Annotated in this window: 10 protein-coding genes; all 10 read right to left on the reverse strand. The window is 50.3% G+C overall.

All coding sequences use genetic code 11. The features are described 5' to 3' along the window. Nucleotides 1–32 precede the first annotated feature (32 nt). The 10 genes from ACYVFD_RS19500 to ACYVFD_RS19545 all read right to left on the reverse strand — a co-directional run bounded on the left by ACYVFD_RS19500 (nt 33) and on the right by ACYVFD_RS19545 (nt 17,927). Nucleotides 33–3,530, reverse strand: coding sequence for a VCBS repeat-containing protein (locus ACYVFD_RS19500; RefSeq protein WP_461092120.1), 3,498 nt, complete (start codon nt 3,528–3,530; stop codon nt 33–35). A gap of 106 nt (nt 3,531–3,636) precedes the next feature. After that, nucleotides 3,637–5,175, reverse strand: coding sequence for a RagB/SusD family nutrient uptake outer membrane protein (locus ACYVFD_RS19505; RefSeq protein WP_461092121.1), 1,539 nt, complete (start codon nt 5,173–5,175; stop codon nt 3,637–3,639). A 33-nt stretch (nt 5,176–5,208) separates the two neighbouring features. Further along, a complete protein-coding gene (locus ACYVFD_RS19510) occupies nt 5,209–8,343 on the reverse strand; it encodes a SusC/RagA family TonB-linked outer membrane protein (RefSeq protein ID WP_461092122.1) in 3,135 nt (1,044 codons plus the stop codon). Between the two features lie 582 nt (nt 8,344–8,925). Further along, nucleotides 8,926–10,815 carry a malate synthase gene (locus ACYVFD_RS19515; RefSeq protein WP_461092123.1) on the reverse strand — a complete coding sequence of 630 codons (1,890 nt, stop codon included), beginning with the start codon at nt 10,813–10,815 and terminating at the stop codon, nt 8,926–8,928. Nucleotides 10,816–11,068: 253 nt separating this feature from the next. Beyond that, nucleotides 11,069–11,674, reverse strand: a complete 606-nt coding sequence (locus ACYVFD_RS19520) for a LutC/YkgG family protein (RefSeq protein WP_461092124.1) — start codon at nt 11,672–11,674, stop codon at nt 11,069–11,071. A 12-nt stretch (nt 11,675–11,686) separates the two neighbouring features. Next, nucleotides 11,687–13,072, reverse strand: a complete 1,386-nt coding sequence (locus ACYVFD_RS19525) for a lactate utilization protein B (RefSeq protein ID WP_461092125.1) — start codon at nt 13,070–13,072, stop codon at nt 11,687–11,689. Next, nucleotides 13,072–13,809, reverse strand: coding sequence for a (Fe-S)-binding protein (locus ACYVFD_RS19530; RefSeq protein WP_461092126.1), 738 nt, complete (start codon nt 13,807–13,809; stop codon nt 13,072–13,074). The genes ACYVFD_RS19525 and ACYVFD_RS19530 overlap by 1 nt, the downstream gene beginning before the upstream one ends. A gap of 99 nt (nt 13,810–13,908) precedes the next feature. Continuing rightward, nucleotides 13,909–15,174 carry an MFS transporter gene (locus ACYVFD_RS19535; protein ID WP_461092127.1) on the reverse strand — a complete coding sequence of 422 codons (1,266 nt, stop codon included), beginning with the start codon at nt 15,172–15,174 and terminating at the stop codon, nt 13,909–13,911. Nucleotides 15,175–15,321: 147 nt separating this feature from the next. Further along, a complete protein-coding gene (locus ACYVFD_RS19540; protein WP_461092128.1) occupies nt 15,322–16,794 on the reverse strand; it encodes an NAD-dependent succinate-semialdehyde dehydrogenase in 1,473 nt (490 codons plus the stop codon). A 2-nt stretch (nt 16,795–16,796) separates the two neighbouring features. Then, nucleotides 16,797–17,927: a zinc-dependent alcohol dehydrogenase family protein gene (locus ACYVFD_RS19545; protein ID WP_461092129.1), complete on the reverse strand. Its 1,131-nt coding sequence runs from the start codon at nt 17,925–17,927 to the stop codon at nt 16,797–16,799. Nucleotides 17,928–18,040 lie beyond the last annotated feature (113 nt).

An 18,040-nucleotide genomic window follows, 5' to 3' on the forward strand; every position in this document is an offset into this window, starting at 1 on the left:
CCTGACAGGTACGGGGAAGATACTTTTTTCAGCTACTGCAGAGAAGCAACTGTTCTCTCTGATGGAGTGGATTTTGGTGTCAGGCAACGATTTAGCCGTACCCCACCTGAGTTAATGGCCGTTAGCAGCAGCATCTGCTTATTTCTTCCGGTCAACAAGGCCGATGTTCGTGCATCACCCCGAATCACCAATCCGCTCTCGGCCGGACTCAGTGGTTTAAAATGGCCATGCCCATCGCCCAGCAGTACAAGGCCAACTGAAGCATCTTCACGGCCTATATTTACTTCATTTGGGTAAAAGTTGCCGGTTAGCACTACATCCAATTGCCCATCCAGGTTAAAATCATGCACAACAATGCCATAGACGGGAGCCACCTGAGCCATGCGGGGTAAAGCGCGAAGGGCAAACTTACCCTGGCCCAAATTCTCGATATACGCACTTTGCAGATAGGTTGCCCTAGCCTGAAAGGCATTTTTCCGATCATCGTCCGTAAAGAGTTGGTCGAACGTAACAGCCGCATAATCGGCAAAACGCTGGTATTTACGCCGGAATTGGATAACCTGCTGGTTCAGGGCATCGCGCGGTACAGCCGGATAATTTACGCCATTGATATAATAGCCCATAAGGGGATCTATTGTGCCATCATTGTTAAAATCCTTCGCAACGATGGTAACGGGTTCTTTCTCCGAAGCCCGGTAGAGCGTATTCAACCCTTCATTACCGGCTATGTAATCCAGATCCCCATCGTGATCGAAATCGCCCTGAGCGATACTATTCCACCAGCCCGTTGAAGACGAAATTTGAATTGGTGGCGTTTTCTGAAATACGCCTTTGGTATTTTTATAGATCGTAAGGGGCATCCATTCTCCAGCCAGCACCAGGTCTGCCCAGCCATCCCGATCATAATCGGACCAGAGCGCCGAACACACCATACCAGCCTGCATCAGCGAGGGACATAGCAACTGGGTGACATCCACAAACCGACATCCCTGCGCCGACCGATCATTTCGAAGTAGATAACTACGGGCTGGCAGCGGATACTTACCCGGTATTTGTCGCCCTCCCACAAACAAATCCAGATCGCCATCGTGGTCAAAATCAGCAGCTACAACACAGGAGCCGCTGCCCGATACATCCGGTAAGGTGCCAGCGGGGGCCATACTGAAATCACCCTTGCCGTTGTTGAGGTACAACTGATCCTGATAAAAGGCTTTTTCGGTCGATGGACGTTCGTTGCTTCCGTACACTACATATAGATCCAGATCGGTATCGCCATCGGCATCAAAAAATAAGGCGCTGGTTGCTTCCTGATCGGGTGTTGCAGGAAAGGGTCGTTTGACAAATCCACCAGTTGCCGTTTGCCAGAACAGACCGGCTGAACTGCCCCGGTAGGAACTACCCATAAAACAATCGTCCAGACCGTCGCCATTCACATCGCCAACCGCCAGCGCAAAGCCAGAGCGGGAGAGCATTTTATGCAAGGCTGCCGTCTGTTTAAAATCGACAAAGTCCGACTCGGTATGGGCAAAATCAATTGGATACTGGTCCGTTACATCCGCAAAAAGTGCTTTCGTAGCCAGAGTTGGCTTAGACTTCCCCCCCTCAGTAGCCTGCGTATACGAAAGCGTAAGCCGTTGATCAACAGACAGATTTCGTTTTAACTCAACACGTCCGTCGGGCCATCTGATTTGCAGGGAATCAATTTTACTGGTTTTGCCCAGTCCGATATGGATTCGGGGATCGACCGATGACAAATACCCTCTGATAACCGACGCTTCAAAGTACTGCATCGTTCCGCCAGACCAACTCGTTATAGTAGCTCCAGCGCCCTGCCGATTCACCGAACTTCCCTGCAATGAAATGGTCAGGTAATGATCGGTCGGGTTTTGCTCGCGGCTCTGATTCCGGTAAATAAAGGCTTCACCATCCACATTATTTACGACCAAGTCCAGATCACCATCGTTGTCGAAATCGGCATAAGCGGCTCCATTCGCGTAGGATTTGTCATGCAGCCCCCAGGCTTGAGAAACATCCTCAAAGGCTCCATCGCCACCATTCCGAAACGCGTAATGGGCCAGTGGAATCTCAGGAACCTTGTCGAGTAGCTCCAGACGTTTTTTCGTATTGAATTCAGTAGTGCCAAAACCCGAAAAATCTTCGGTAAAATTGATAAAATCGCGGTCGGTGACGTTTTTCCGATAGCCATTCGTGACGTATATATCCTTCCGTCCGTCGTTATCAAAATCGGCCAGCACGGTTGCCCAGCTCCAGTCGGTTTGCGCGACACCCGCCATCAAGCCAACTTCAGAAAAAAGTGGCGTAGGAGCCTGGGGCAGAGGGTTCGGGGCAGCGGGATCAGCGGTTGAACCAGATTGCCTCACACCCTTTGCCCCAGGCCCCAGGCCCTCTGCCCCCTGCCCTACGCCCAGATTCATCTGAAGCGAGTTGCGCATGTACTGCATCTGATGGCCAAACTGGGGCGAAATACTCATCTGCTTCCGATCATAATCCTGCCCGCCCAGCATCATTTTAAGCCGATCATTCTCCTTCGGCAGCATATCCAGTTGCATCAGGTCGGGCAACCCATCGTTGTTCAGATCGGCCGCATCGACGCCCATGCCATACATACTGGTATGCGCGGTAGCCTGCTTAATCACATTGGTGAAATGACCGTTCCCGTCGTTCTGGTAGAGGATATCGCTGCTGGTGAAGTCGTTGGAACAATAAATATCAGGAAAGCCGTCCTTGTTAAAATCGCTGATAACCAAGCCCAAGCCCAACTCTTCGTAGGTTATTCCAGCTTCTTTCGAAACGTCTTTAAAAACCGGATGCCCCTTAGCCCCTACGCCTTCATTGCGATATAGCTTGCCCGTACTTGGGTGCGATCCATCAGCTACGACCGGACGAACATGGGCCGGGTTTTGAAAATCAGGAGCGGTGTTGAGCAGGAAGACATCCAGATCACCGTCCTGGTCATAATCAAAAAAAGCCGATTGGGTTGTGAAAGCGGGATCAGCCAGCCCATACTCAGCAGCCATTTCCTTAAAAACCGGCTTACCGTCTTTAAGCCCCTGATTGACAAATAATAGGTTTTCGGTCTGCTTTAAAGCCGGATGACTAGCAACGGAGATGTACATATCCAGCCAGCCGTCCTGATTCACATCGACCATCGCCACGCCCGAACACCAACGATTAGTGGTTAGGCCAGCCGACTGGGTAATATCATCAAATGAAAAGGCCTTCTGGCCCTGCTTCCCCTGATTCAGATACAGCCGACAACTCACCTGATTACCCGTAAAGACCAGGTCTACCAGCCCATCGTTGTTAACGTCGCCTATACCTACGCCCCCACCATTGTAGAAATTGGTGAAGGTAAAACCATTTACCTGCTCAGTAGGTGTCAGCGAATTGCTGAACGTAACGTGCGTATGATCACTGGAGAGCCGTTCGAATCGCGTCGGAGTCGACTGATGACAGGCCAATAAGCCACTGGCTACCATTCCGACCATCCAAAATTGTACACGTCTCATAGAAAGCATTTTGAGTAAAATAGAACGCGGATTATTATGATTGTTATGATCTGTGTAAATCATAATTATCTTAATAATCCGTGTTCTATTTGGAACCAACGATGTACTAATAACCAGGATTCTGACCTTTCAGGCCGATGTTCGGGTTATTGTCAATTTCCTGCTGAGGAATGGGAAGCAGTTCATGTTTGCCTTTCTGGAAATACGCAATAGGCTCGGTTTTTAGCTTACCCAGTTTCCGCCAGCGCAGAATGTCCCGGTTCCGAATTTCCTCGCCATTCAGTTCGATCCGCCGTTCGTGTACAATGGCCGTGAATACCTGATCTTTGGTCGATACAGGGTAGTTGGCCGTTGGGTAGGCTGGCATAGCCACGCTCGGGCGACTCCGAATCATATTCAGATACGACACTGCGCTGGTCAGATTGCCCAGTTCGTTTTCGCACTCAGCCATCGACAGTAGTGTTTCGGCATAGCGCATGATCCGTTGGTTGATACCACCCGTTGTCGAAACTCCGGCTTTGTACATTAGCGTAAACTTCCGCCAGCTTACCTTTTGTACTTTACCGTCAACCGTTGAACTATTACCGTTCTGGATTTCGTCGGTCAGGATCGTCTGATCTTTGTTGTACTTATCGCCAGTTGTATAAACCGATTTCGCATACCGAGGGTCCATCTTCGCATCGCCTTTGCTGGGACGTTCGAACTCAGCCAGCAGACTATTCGATGGAATAATATTGCGCCAGCCAATACCCGAGTACTCCTGCGTCCGAACGGTTTCTTCGGCACCCGCTGTTCCATCCCCGTCGCCGTTCCAGTTGAAATTACCGCCCGATGGCAGGAAATTTATTTCCCAGATCGACTCTTTGTTGAACTCGCCTTCTTCTGTAAAATTATCATTATACTCATCCACCAGACCATACGTACCAGAAGTTATTATTTTCTGAAGCTCAGTTTTGGCATTGGTATAATCGCCCTGCTGCATATAGACGCGGGCCAGTAGCATCTGGGCAGCGCCTTTGGTAGCCCGTCCTTGGTTGGCCGCATCATAAGTAGCCGGAAGTGCATCCTGAGCCGCTTTCAGGTCGGCGATGATGAACGCGTACACATCGCCCTCCGACGCACGTGGTAACGAACCTGCTACCGATGTAACGTAGTTTTTATAGAGCGGAACCCCGCCCCACATACTTACCAGTTCGAAGTAAGCCCAGGCCCGCAGAAACTTGGCTTCGCCCACAGCCTGTGTAGCCACGCTAGCCGTCAGGGCTTTGGCAGCAGCCGCTTTATCCACCACCACATTGGCCCGGTGAATGATCCGGTAAGCACCCGTCCAGACGGAACTTACCAGCGAATTGTCGGTGCTATGAACGCCCAGCAACAACTGGTTGCGCGGTGTTTCGAGCTGTCCGCCCCCTGCCGACACATCGTCGGACCGCAGATCGTGGGTAAAAAACCACTCACGGGCCACCAGGTTTGTGGATTGGAGTGCCGCATAAACCCCGTTAACAGCGCTCCTGATTTGGACATCGTTTTGAAAATAACTGTCGGTTGTAACCGCGTTAGGATTTAGCTGATCCAGGCTTTTTTCGTTACACCCAACCGCCAGGCCCAGCAGTAAAACACCGATTGAGAAATAGTGCCTTTTCATAGAAAACGTATGCGTTAAGTTCGTTAAAGTCGGTTAGAACGTAATCTGAAGACCTGCCAGTAAGGTACGTGCCTGCGGGTAATTTGAATAGTCGATACCACTCCGCAGTAAGGTGCCGTTCCGGGAGCCAATTTCCGGGTCATATCCAGTGTATTTAGTAAATGTCAGCAAGTTCTGACTCGATACATATACCCGAACTTTGTTTACTACACCACTGGTCAGGCTTCCCAATGCCTTGGCCGGAATCGAGTAGCCAATGGTCAGGTTTTTGACCCGCATGTATGACCCATCTTCAATAAACCGATCCGAGGTCCGGCTGTTGTTGTTCGGGTCACCGGCTACTGCCCGGGGCACGTCGGTGTTGGTATTGGTTGGTGTCCAGGCATTTAACACGGCAGGACCTGCATTAAACAGCCGTAACATACCCTGCGTAACGACCTTCGTACCGTTGTAAATTTTGTTGCCGTAGGTGCCCTGCAAATACAACGTGAAGTCGAAGTTTTTGTAAGTTCCTGTAAAGTTGGCTCCGTAGTTGAACTTTGGCAGGTAGCTTCCCAGGTAGGTCCGGTCGTTGGCATCAATTTTACCGTCGCCATTCAGATCCTTGAAGCGAATGTCGCCAGCCGACGTGTTTTTGGCCGGGTTATCAGCATCGCGTGTAGCAGGCCGGTTTTGGACAGGCGCACTATATACTTCGTCGACTGATTTGAAAATACCATCGACTACATAGCCGTAGAACGACTGAATCGGTTGACCGGCCTCGGTCTTGGTAATATCGGCCCCGCCGTAGTCGGCATTCGAACCTGCGTAGATGGCTGCGGTCGGTGTAGCCAGGCTCAGCACCCGGTTGCGGGTAATACCGATGTTGGCCGATACATTCCCACGAAAATCACCTTTGGCGTAGTTATAGCCCGCCTGGAATTCATACCCCCAGTTTTTCATACTGCCAATGTTGGCCGACGGTGCATTGCTGTAGCCAATCGAGTTTGGAATGGGTACGCCCAGAATAAGTCCGTCGGTGAATCGGTTATAGACTTCGGCCGTAAACGTAATTTTATTGTTGAACAGGCCCAGATCGATACCACCATTGACCATGTCGGTCGTTTCCCACTGCAATTCGGTATTACCCAACGCGTTAAAATACGATCCCAGGCTGGTTGATGAACCAAATGGGTACTGGGTTGCATCAGCCGATACAAGCGATTGCCAGGCGTAGTTAGGTATGCCGTTGAAGCCCGTTTTACCGTAACTCACCCGCAGTTTTAGTTCCGACAGATTCGGCATATCCTTCATGAAGTTTTCCTGATTAATACGCCAGCCAACCGAGGCCGATGGAAAGTTACCCCACTTTCTGCCTGGTGCAAATAAGGAAGACCCATCCCGCCGAATCGACGCACTTAGTAAATACTTACCGGCATAATCGTAATTGATACGACCCACATACGAAATCAGATCGATTTCGGCCCGGGTACTGCTAACAGAGGGGTTGCTTATCCCCTGAATCACGTCCAGATCATTGTTGGGGCGGTTACCCGATCCTGTCATGCCGGTTGAGAGTACTTTCTGGGTTTCGGCTACAGCCACAGCCGTAATAGTATGCTTCCCAAACGTTTTATCGAACGAAAGTTGATTGGTAATGGTCTGCGTAATATTCGTGTTACGTGTTTGCGAAACTGTAGACGATACCCGCTGGATATAGCCGTCATTATAGATCGGGTTGAACGTACTACCATTCGAGAAGCCTAGATCAACGCCATAGTTGAAGCGATATTTTAGGAAACTCGTCAGCCGAACATCCGCATAGACGGTAGCAAAGGCTTTCAGGAATTTCGTCCGGGTAACATCCATAGCAGGAGCCCGAAGTGGGTTTTCAGGGTCTGATCCATCAGCCGCCGTCGGCGCACTATACCCTCCGACTTTCGTTGGGTCCATTGTTGGCCAGTAGGGCATCATCCGAATTGCGTGCATCAGTTGTGACCGGTCACCAGTGGTTTCGCCCCGCTGGTTGCTGTAGGCAGCCGTCAGCGTCTGACCAATCGACAGGAATTTAGATACCTGATGGTCGGAGTTTAGTCGAAGTGAACCCCGCTCGAAGTCGGTTCCGATCATAATACCATCCTGCTTGAAATAGCTGCCCGACGCAAAAAATCGGGATACCGCATTGCCCCCTGACAGAGAAAGCTGATGCTGGGCAATGGGTGCATTGCGGAAAAGCTCGTTTTGCCAGTTGGTTTCGGTCTGGGCAAAGGTCTGCGTAGCGCCGTCGTAAATGGGTGTATTCAGGTTATTCAGCCGTGAAGGAAGGGCAATACCAGCGTTGGAGGTCAGCGCTTTGGCATATTGCACATACTGATCCCGATTCAGCACATCAATTTTATGGCTTGCACTCTGCGTACCCACGTATGAATCCAGCGTAACACGGATTTTGCTGTCCCGGCCTCCTTTTTTGGTCGTAATCAGAATGACCCCGTTAGCCGCCCGCGACCCATAAATAGCCGCTGAACTGGCATCTTTCAACACTTCCAGCGATTCGATATCATTGGTATTGAAGCTATTCAGATCGCCGGTCGGTACGCCATCGATCACATACAATGGGCCTGACCCGTAAGAAATCGACCCAATACCCCTGATTTGTACGATGGGCGAACTTCCTGGGCCACCATTATTCACGACCGACACGCCCGGAACCCGGCCCTGAAGCGCTGATGCCACGTTTGGCACTGGCAGAGCAGTTATTTCTTTAGGGGTGACGGTCGATACAGCACCAGTCAGCGAGGATCGTTTCTGTGTACCGTACCCAACCACGACCACCTCTTCCAGTGACCCGGCATCGGCTTCCAGCGACACGTTGACAACGCTCCGGTTACCTACTGTAATTTCCTGTTTTTTATAACCTATATAGCTGAATACCAGCACTGAACTCCCATTCGGCACATCGATTCGATAGGTGCCTCGGGCATCACTGGTCGTACCGCGTGTGGTACCTCTGAGCTGAATATTTACGCCCACTAAAGGGCTTCCTTTTTCATCCAGCACAGTACCCGTTACCGGCTGATCGGCAGGTCTGGCCCAGGTCGTCGTAATCAGGCAATTGATTAAAACGAACAGTGCAAAACCCTGCCTCACGATTTTACTCACTAAAGCATGGAATTGTAATTTGTTTGGCATAATTTTAAGGGTTTGTCGGTTTAGCAACGGCAATAAAAATCCCTGCATCCATTTTCAGGATGTCGTTCTAGCGATCGTATAGGGGATTACTTAGTGAGTCAGTAATGTTGGCGCATTACTGACTTTTTTATTAGGCAGGGTTATGGCATAGGCATACAAACGGGTTAAAAGGTTGGGATAGGAAACAGGTATCATATAAATCAGAATGGGCACGTATTCTACTAGTCATAAAATCCCCAAAAAGTAGACCTATTAACCTTTTAAGGAGTAAATAACAACCAATTGCTTAATTCAAGTATACGGACAATGGTACGCTACTATCGAACTATAGAATAATTATATCGGATAATCTAAGTGGCTTTTTTAGTATGTTGATGAAAGCCTTTATTAATTTTCTTAGCACAAATATCACAATAAAATTATCATTTGCAATCGGTTGCATAATTTTTATGAAAAATAGCAGATAACGGGTAATAAAGACTCACAAGGCATTTAAAGTGGCCAAAAAATCACGAGGGTATGGCTTCCCAACTGATTGGAAACCATACCCTCGTCAGGATCTGTATGCGAAATGACGGATAACTAACTCACAGCAAAATCCAGATTTTCGGTAATCCGTTTTCCCTCACTGGCCAGCGTATCCATATACAGCCGAATACGATCCTGTGCTTCAGCCAAATCCATATTGTTCAGATTGATGTTCAGCAGGTCTATAAACCAGGGCGCTTTTTCTGGGCTCAGCACATAAACCGTTGCGATTTCCTTTGCAATCGGTAGCGTTGTGGTTTTCGACGCGTCGAACACATCTTTATTGCCAGCTTTCAGCAACTTATCATATTCCTGCTCCAGTAATGTGTTGAATAGGGATTCAGAAAACGTATCACCTGCATTAACCCCAACCTCGGGATCATCTTCGGTCAGAACGGCGCCTTTATGCAGCCACTCCCAGAGAATACTCAGCCGAATTTCGCCCGTTGCCATATCTTCCATCAAATACAGAATATCGTCGTTGCCGAAGAAATCAGCGGCTTTCAACGCGGCCGCCTGCATTCCCTGTCCAAACGCATTCCCGTATTGCAGGGCCACACTCAGCAGGTTTCGCGCTCCGCGAATATCGCGGGGGGCCGGTTCAATCAGGATTAAGCCATCGGCATCGGCCTGCGTATAGGTGAGTGCCGGAAACGATCGACCAAGTTGATTGGCTTCACCTACTTTTTCCCAAACGGGCCGCACGATATGTACCATTTTCCAGTGAGCGACCCATTTGCCGCTGGCTCCTTCGCGTTGTTCGCGTTCGGCACCGGCCACGGCCTTTGCCATACTGGCCGATACGCCCGCTTCGGAACCCACCGGAATATTCGGCTCCATGCCACCCTGCCAAAGGGCGAAATTGCCGTTGAGATCCGGCGTATTGACGGCCCGACGAACGCGGTCTTCATAATTCCGCATGTAGCCGTAGGTCATCGTGATGGCTTCGATGTTGGGATTCACAAACGTTTTATCCCAGGCCATCGCATCCGACACGCTGTTGATGTAATCCCAACGACCTGTATTAAAGCCAACAAAATGCTTGCCTAATGCCGCCCGAATTTCCATTAATTGGTGCGTTGCTTCCAGTTGTTCAACCAGTACATATACCTTAATCGTCCCGACTGGCAAGCCAACATGGGTTTCAAGGGCGCTGAGCATCTCATTCCAGACACCCGCTTCTTCGGCCGTCTGGATTTTGGGCAGGTACATCACAATGGAAGACCCCGCCTGTTGCAGTGCCTGATAATTGTTTACAACATACAGCGTCGCATCGACAATCGAAGCGGCCATCGCTATGCCATCGCCATCCCGAATATGACGGTCGTCGAGGTGGAGGCCACGTGCCCGAAAGATCTTGGTGGTAAAATTGAGTTGTTCTTCCCAGTTCGCAATCGTTTTTCGACCCAGAAACGACTCGGCCCATTTGTTCATTTCGGCGGCTACCTGTTCGGCTACGTTCAGGAACATCGGGTCTTTATGAATTGCCAGCTTCAGGTTCCGCTGGTTGTCGAGCGACATGGTGGTGATCTGCCCCAGCGCGTCTTCGCCATCGAACATCCAGCCATCGGCCCCCGACAGCAGCGCATACGCTACATTTCGGATACTACTCTCAACAGGCGCATTGGGTTTGGCAGCCGGTCCGGTTCCCTGTATCCACTGCCGTTGTAAATCGGTCGGCACCGCAGCTCCTTCAAATTTCCCATCACGAGCATCCTGTACCTTGATGGATGTACCGGGAATCAGGCTTTCGGGGTCCAGAAAGCTAATCCGGGTTTTTGATTCCTGACGGGCAGCCCGGCGTTTCATCCGCTTTTCCATCACATCTTTGATGCGTTTGTTAAAAGGGGACAGGGCCGAGAGCGCATCGATTGCCTCGTGAGTATACACGTCAGAATAGGTCTCGTTCAGGTTGTCACGAATGGAGATCAAGTAAGTTAGCATAGCCAAAAATGTAAAATGGATGTATGAAATAACCGCTGGGGCGCTATAGGCGCAAGGGCTCAACCACTACTCGTTGTGTCTTGGCGGTTTGGTTTAGACATGGTAAGTAACCAAATATAGATTTGGGCGTTTTCTATGACCCCGTTGGGGTCAAATGTCTATAGGGAATTATTCTGACTATAAACATTTGACCCCAACGGGGTCATACAAAATCGGCATTATAGTCCTCATAGTTGCGTCATCAATACATTGTCTAAACGGGTATTGGGGCCTGTTCCAGCACAAATACACTCATCGAAATGGGACCGTGTGCGCCTAAAACTAATGCCTGTTCAATGTCGGCGGTTTTTGAGGGGCCACCAATAAAAGCGGCAAAGCCGTAATCGCCTTCACCGATTTTTGCATAGGCTTCGTGGAGTGTCGGAACGATCCGTTCGGTGGGGATCACCACAGCCAGATGCTGACAGATATAGGGGACAATACGCTGCCCCATGCGCTGTTCGGGCAACCAGACAGCCCCATTTTCAGCGACGGCCAGTTCAGCCTCGATTACGGCGACTTCTACGTCATCGAACGTATGCGGGTCAATATCCGTCGACAGGCGTCCAAACGAATCACTTAGCTCAGGCATGGAGGTAATGATGCGTTGGGTTGTATTAAACTGTTCGGCAATCAGGTATCTGATTTCGGCAAAATCCTTAACCCGAAAAGCTTTGCCACCGATTCCGGTAAACACCTCGCAATAGGTTGCAACAACATCCTGATTGCTCCCCTTAAAGGCACTCATATCGGGCAATGGACTGGCCGAAGGCTGGTTTTTCAAGACATCAGCCAATATACGTTCTCTCGTGCTCATCATGTCAGTTTGAACCTATTTAACCTCATCCTTTCCATGCTTCGCATACCACTCTCCAAACGACTCTTTCGGGCTGTCGGGCATGTCACGCTGCTTGTACCAGGGATTGAACTTGTTGTTGACCGCAAACGGGATGTTGTTCAATACCCACCGTCCGGCCTTGCCGATGGTCGAATACGAAGTGGGCGACGACAGTGTCCAGGCCATTGCTTTGATACCCAACACTTTTGTATTAGCCGCGTATCCTTCCTGCACAATTACCTGCCGCCATTTATACAACTGCTCGTGAATGTTGATCTTGACCGGACAAACATTGGAGCAGGAGCCACAAAGGGTGGATGCAAAAGGCAGATCGGCATGTTTACGCATATCCAGATTCGGAGCCAGAATAGCGCCGATTGGCCCGGCAACGGTGTTGTGGTAGCTAAGACCACCACTTTTCCGATACACAGGGCAGGTATTCATACAACTTCCGCACCGGATGCACTTTAGGGAATCCCGGAAATCGGGCCTACCCAACTGACGGCTGCGCCCCATATCGACCAGAATCAGGTGCATCTCCTGCCCTTTACGCGGCTTTTTGAAATGACTCGAATAAATCGTGATCGGTTGGCCGGTAGCACTACGGGCTAGTAGTCGCAGGAAAATACCCAGGTGCTGCTTCTGCGGGATAATCTTTTCGATACCCATCGACGAAATCTGGACTTCCGACAAATGAGCGCCCATATCGGCATTGCCTTCGTTGGTACAGACCACGTATTCGCCCGTTTCGGCGACGGCAAAATTGACTCCGGTGAGGGCAGCCCGTCGTGTAACGAACACATTTCGCAGGTGTCGGCGGGCAAAGCGGGTGAGCGTTGTGGGATCTGATACGCCCTTCTCCGTACCCAGATGTTCATGAAAAATTTCCCCAATTTCTTCTTTGCGTTTATGGATGCAGGGCAGCACAATATGGCTGGGTGGCTCATTGTCCAATTGCTGGATGTATTCGCCCAGATCGGAATTAATCACGTCGATACCACGCTCAATCAGGTACTCGTTCAGATGACATTCTTCCGTGAGCATCGATTTACTCTTGACCATCTGCTCGATGCCTTTTTCTTTCAGAATCGAATACACGATGGCGTTATGCTCTTCGGCGTCAGCCGCCCAATGTACCTTGATGCCATTCTTCGTCACGTTGGCTTCGAACTCCAGCAGGTAGTCGTGCAGGTTCGACAGCACATTGTTTTTGATCTGCGAGGCCGCTTCTCGTAAGGCTTCCCACTCCGGTATGTTTTTGGCGGCCATATCCCGCTTTTGCCGAATCCACCAAAGAGCACCATCGTGCCAGTCGACACGCTCTTCGTCTTTGATAAAGTCTTCGGCCAGGGTTGCGTGGTCTTTTTCTGCTTTTTCCATTACCGGGTCGCGTTTAAAATTTCAGCAATGTGTACCGCTTTTACGGCACTTTTATTCCGTTGCAAAATGCCTTCCATATGCATCAGGCAGGATAAGTCGACCGACGTAATGTACTCAGCACCATGTCGAACATGATCCGATACCCGATCTTTGCCCATCTTAACCGATACGGCTTCTTCGGCCACGCAGAACGTACCCCCAAACCCGCAGCATTCGTCGGGCCGTTCCAGGGTCACCAGCTCCAGCCCATCCACCATGTTTAGCAGACGAACCGGCTTGGAATAGGCCGGGGCATTGAGTTCGCTCATTTGCGCTAAATGCAGACCACGTAGGCCATGACAGCTCTGGTGAATGCCGACTTTGTGCGGGAAACGAGCCGCTAGTTTATCGACTTTTAGCACATCGGTCAGAAACTCTACCAGCTCGTAGGTTTTCGAACGTACCTGCTCCGCTTTGGCCGGGTCTTCGGACGAATACAGGTGGTCTTTTACATGCAATACGCAACTGGCCGACGGGGCTACGATGTAATCGAACTCCGCAAAATTTTCCAGAAACAGGTTATTGCATTCCTGGGTCAGATGTTCGAATCCTGAGTTTGCCATCGGCTGGCCACAACAGGTCTGACGCGGTGGATAGACCACCTTTACCCCTAGTTTTTGCAGCAATTGCAGGGTAGCAATAGCCGCGTTGGGGTAAAATTGATTGACGTAACAGGGTATAAAAAGTCCGACGGTCATGGCATATAAGGCTTATTTCTACTCTTCTCCAAAGAAGCAAGCCAAATAGGTTTTACTACTTACTTTTAGCACTAATCAGGTTTGTAACGGATAAGGTTGTTAATGCTCCAGAAAATCGAGGTCTTTACCGAATGTTTCTTCCATCTTCCAAAGGCCCAGGTAAGCGATGGAAATGGTCAGTAAGCCGAGTAAAGCAGCCCCATTGATAATGCCTAACTCACCCTTGAAGAGCAGAAATAACGGGGTCATAATATTGATACTGCCCCGAACGAAATTGGGTACAGTAGTGGCAACGGTAGCACGAAGGTTAGTGCCAAACTGCTCGGCAGCAATGGTTACAAACAACGCCCAATACCCTACCCCGACGCCCAAACCCACACAGATGGCATAAAACACGGCTGCCGACTGAAATGGCACGTACAGATATACTGCTATCAACGTAGCCGTCAGCAGCAGAAACATCCCCAGCACCTTTTTCCGGCTGTTCATGTACTGGCTAAATACTCCGCTGGACAGATCGCCAACCGACAGGCCGATGTATTCCCACATAACGGCTTTGCCCGCTACGATAGGCTCACTCAGGTGCAGGGCCTTTCCAAATTCGGGCGAGAACGTCATCAGAATCCCGGCGACAAACCAAACCGGAAGACCAATCAGGATACAGCGTATGTACTTATTGAACTGGCTCCAGGACGAAAACAACTTCATGAAATTACCCCTGGACACCGTTTCGCGCTCTTTGATATTGGTAAAAATGCCCGATTCGATCACACTGACCCGCATCAACAACAGCAACAGTCCTAAGCCTCCGCCAATGAAGTAGGCATTTCGCCAGGCAAACATGTCGGCAATGAAATAGGCCAGTACCGCCCCCAGTAGCCCAACCGACGCCACCAACGAAGTGCCGTATCCCCGAATTTCTTTAGGAAGAATTTCGGCTACCAGCGTGATACCTGCTCCCAGTTCGCCAGCCAGGCCGATACCCGCAATGAACCGAAGCAGCGCATACTGATCGACCGAGGTAACTACGCCGTTGGCAATATTGGCCAGGGAATAAATCAAGATGGAGCCAAACAAGACCGACAACCGACCACGCTTATCACCCAGAATACCCCAGATAATACCCCCGACGAGCAGACCCGCCATCTGCATATTGATAAGGTATATTCCGGTCGGCAGCATCTCCGCATCACCAACGCCCAAATCCTTCAGGCTTTGCACCCGAACGATACTGAACAGCAGCAGATCGTAGATGTCGACAAAGTAACCCAGTGCCGCCACGATGACGGGAATTTGCAGCAATTGCCGAATCAGTGATTTACGACTCGCGGCTGTCGGTTTATTCTTGTAAACAGGCTCAATCATAGTTCGTTTGCGTTTACTGGCAAATTTGTCATCCCGACGAAGGAGGGATCTTAATCTGCCACTACTAACACGTCAGGAAATAGTAAGATCCCTCCTTCGTCGGGATGACAAAAACGTCTATTTTAACGCTTTATTTATAAAAGGACTTTACATTCCCCCAAAGCACATGTATTTGATTTCGGTAAAATAGTCCATGCCGTACTTGGAACCTTCCCGCCCAATACCGGATTCTTTTACCCCACCAAAGGGCGCTACTTCGGTCGAAATCATGCCTTCGTTAATACCCACCATGCCGTAATCCAGCGCTTCGGCTACCCGCCAGCACCGATTGATGTCCTTGCTGTAGAAATAGGCAGCCAATCCATAAGGGGTATCGTTGGCCTTCTGAATCACCTCCTGTTCGTCGGTAAACCGGAAGATGGGCGCGACGGGGCCAAACACTTCATCCTGGGCAATAATCATATCGGCCGTGGCATCGGTCAGGATCGTTGGCTCGAAAAACAGCCCTTCCAGTTCATGCCCACCGATACGAACATGGGCCCCTTTGGCCAACGCATCAGCCACATGGCGTTTTACTTTATCGAGCCCTTTTTCATTGATCAGCGGACCAATCTGCGAATTGCTATCCAGCCCATTCCCTACCTGCAATGCCCCTACGGTCTTTGACAGTTTTTCGACAAATTCATCGTAGACGGCATCATGCACATACAGGCGATTAACGCACACGCAAGTCTGACCGCTGTTGCGAAACTTAGACGCCATAGCGCCTTTTATGGCAGCATCGATATCGGCATCGGCAAAGACAATAAAGGGTGCGTTACCCCCGAGTTCGAGTGAGATTTTTTTCAGGGTCGACGAGCACTGCTTCATCAGCAGCTTACCCGTGGCCGTTGAGCCTGTAAACGACAGCTTACGCACTTTGCTGTTTTCGCAAAGCTCCAGCCCCACTTCTGCGTTTTTCGAAGTGGTTATTGTATTGTAAACACCCGGCGGAAAGCCTGCTTTTTCGGCAAGTTCAGATACTGCTAACGCCGTCAATGGGGTTTCGGAAGGGGGCTTCACAATAACCGGACAGCCAGCCGCCAGCGCCGGACCAACCTTGCGGGTAATCATCGCCAGCGGAAAATTCCAGGGCGTGATGGTCGCAACAACCCCAATGGACTGCTTGATCGTCACCAGCCGTTTGTCTTTGGTATTGGCCGGAATCACATCGCCATACGTTCGACGGGCCTCTTCGGCAAACCACTCGATGAACGATGCACCATAGTCAACTTCGCCCCGGCTTTCCGTAATGACCTTACCGCACTCCATGGTCATCAGCCGGGCCAGTTCGTCCTTATTTTCCAGAATCAGCGCGAACCATTTCTTGAGCATAGTAGCCCGTTCTTTGGCCGTCAGATCGCGGAAGGCAGGCCAGGCTGCGTGAGCCGCGTCGATGGCCTTCCGCACATCGGCCTGATCCATATCGGTGACCGACGCGATCACTTCGCCGGTAGCCGGATTTGTCACATCGAATGTATCACCACTGGCCGCACTCACCCATTGGCCATTCACATACGCCTGTGTTCGGATGAGCGAATTCGACTCCATACGATCTTCGGAAGTGCTGATTGAATTCATGGCTAAAACGTGATTATCTGGCGGATGGCGTCCCCTTTCGCCAGTCGTTCAAATCCTTCATTTATATCGTCCAGGCTAATTTTGTGCGTCATCAGTTTATCGACGGGCAACCGACCTGCCTGATAGAGCGAAATGTAGGCTGGAATATCGCGCGCCGGAATACAGCTACCGATGTAGGAGCCTTGCAGCGTACGTTCGTCGGCCACCAACTTTGTCGGCGAAAGCTGAAATCGCTTGCTCGGATGGGGTAGTCCGGCCGTAACCGTCTTGCCACCCCGTCCGGTTGCATCGTATGTAAATTCGAGCGCCTGAACAACCCCGGCAAACTCGAAACCAATATCGACGCCACCCTGCGTTAAGTCTTTTACCTGCTCAACGGCATTCGGTTGCGATGAATCGACGACATGGTGGGCACCAAGCTCTAGCGCTTTGTCGAGTTTATCCTTGTTGACATCGGCCACAATGATTTTGCTGGCTCCTCCGGCCAATGCGCCCAGCAGTGCTGAAAAGCCAATTCCCCCCATGCCTGTAATGAGTACCGTTTGCCCGAGCGACAGTTTGGCTGTATTGATCACAGCGCCAACGCCGGTCATAACTGCGCAACCAAATAAGGCGGCAATATCGAACGGAAGCGTTTGATCAATTTTTACGATGGATTTGCGGGATACGACTGTGTACTCGGCAAAACCAGACACCCCACAATGGTGGTGAAAAGGCTGATGGTCAGCCACATCGTAAAATCGAACACCTCCACCTAAAAGCTCACCCTTGCTATTAGCGTCAAGACCATTTTCGCAGAGCGCCGGGCGGCCTGTCATACATGGCATACAATGCCCGCAAATAGGTAGGAATGAGAAGACAATATGGTCGCCAACGGCTAAATCATTCACACCAGGCCCAAGTTCAACCACTTCGCCAGCGGCTTCATGGCCCAATACCATCGGCATCTGCCGGGGTCGATTTCCATCAATAACCGACAGATCGGAATGACACAGTCCGGCGGCTCTGATTTTCACCAGCACTTCGCCTGCTTGTGGTGCCTGTAAGTCAATCTCTTCAATCGTTAATGGCTTACTGGTTGTATAGGGGCGCTCTTTGCCCATTTCGTGTAATACGGCTGCCCTAATTTTCATATACTAGTCGTTAAGTATTCAACCTAAAATGGTCAAATGCTATTTTTTGTCATCCCGAAGAATGAGGGATCTCAAGTATCAGGCATTTCGAGATCCCTCATTCTTCGGGATGA

Source organism: Spirosoma gilvum (assembly GCF_054776815.1).

Excerpts from the sequence above, each read along its gene's own strand:
- ACYVFD_RS19500 (WP_461092120.1), bottom strand. The coding sequence starts at position 3,530 with ATGAGACGTGTACAATTTTGGATGGTCGGAATGGTAGCCAGTGGCTTA.
- ACYVFD_RS19505 (WP_461092121.1), bottom strand. The coding sequence starts at position 5,175 with ATGAAAAGGCACTATTTCTCAATCGGTGTTTTACTGCTGGGCCTGGCG.
- ACYVFD_RS19510 (WP_461092122.1), bottom strand. The coding sequence starts at position 8,343 with ATGCCAAACAAATTACAATTCCATGCTTTAGTGAGTAAAATCGTGAGG.
- ACYVFD_RS19515 (WP_461092123.1), bottom strand. The coding sequence starts at position 10,815 with ATGCTAACTTACTTGATCTCCATTCGTGACAACCTGAACGAGACCTAT.
- ACYVFD_RS19520 (WP_461092124.1), bottom strand. The coding sequence starts at position 11,674 with ATGATGAGCACGAGAGAACGTATATTGGCTGATGTCTTGAAAAACCAG.
- ACYVFD_RS19525 (WP_461092125.1), bottom strand. The coding sequence starts at position 13,072 with ATGGAAAAAGCAGAAAAAGACCACGCAACCCTGGCCGAAGACTTTATC.
- ACYVFD_RS19530 (WP_461092126.1), bottom strand. The coding sequence starts at position 13,809 with ATGACCGTCGGACTTTTTATACCCTGTTACGTCAATCAATTTTACCCC.
- ACYVFD_RS19535 (WP_461092127.1), bottom strand. The coding sequence starts at position 15,174 with ATGATTGAGCCTGTTTACAAGAATAAACCGACAGCCGCGAGTCGTAAA.
- ACYVFD_RS19540 (WP_461092128.1), bottom strand. The coding sequence starts at position 16,794 with ATGAATTCAATCAGCACTTCCGAAGATCGTATGGAGTCGAATTCGCTC.
- ACYVFD_RS19545 (WP_461092129.1), bottom strand. The coding sequence starts at position 17,927 with ATGAAAATTAGGGCAGCCGTATTACACGAAATGGGCAAAGAGCGCCCC.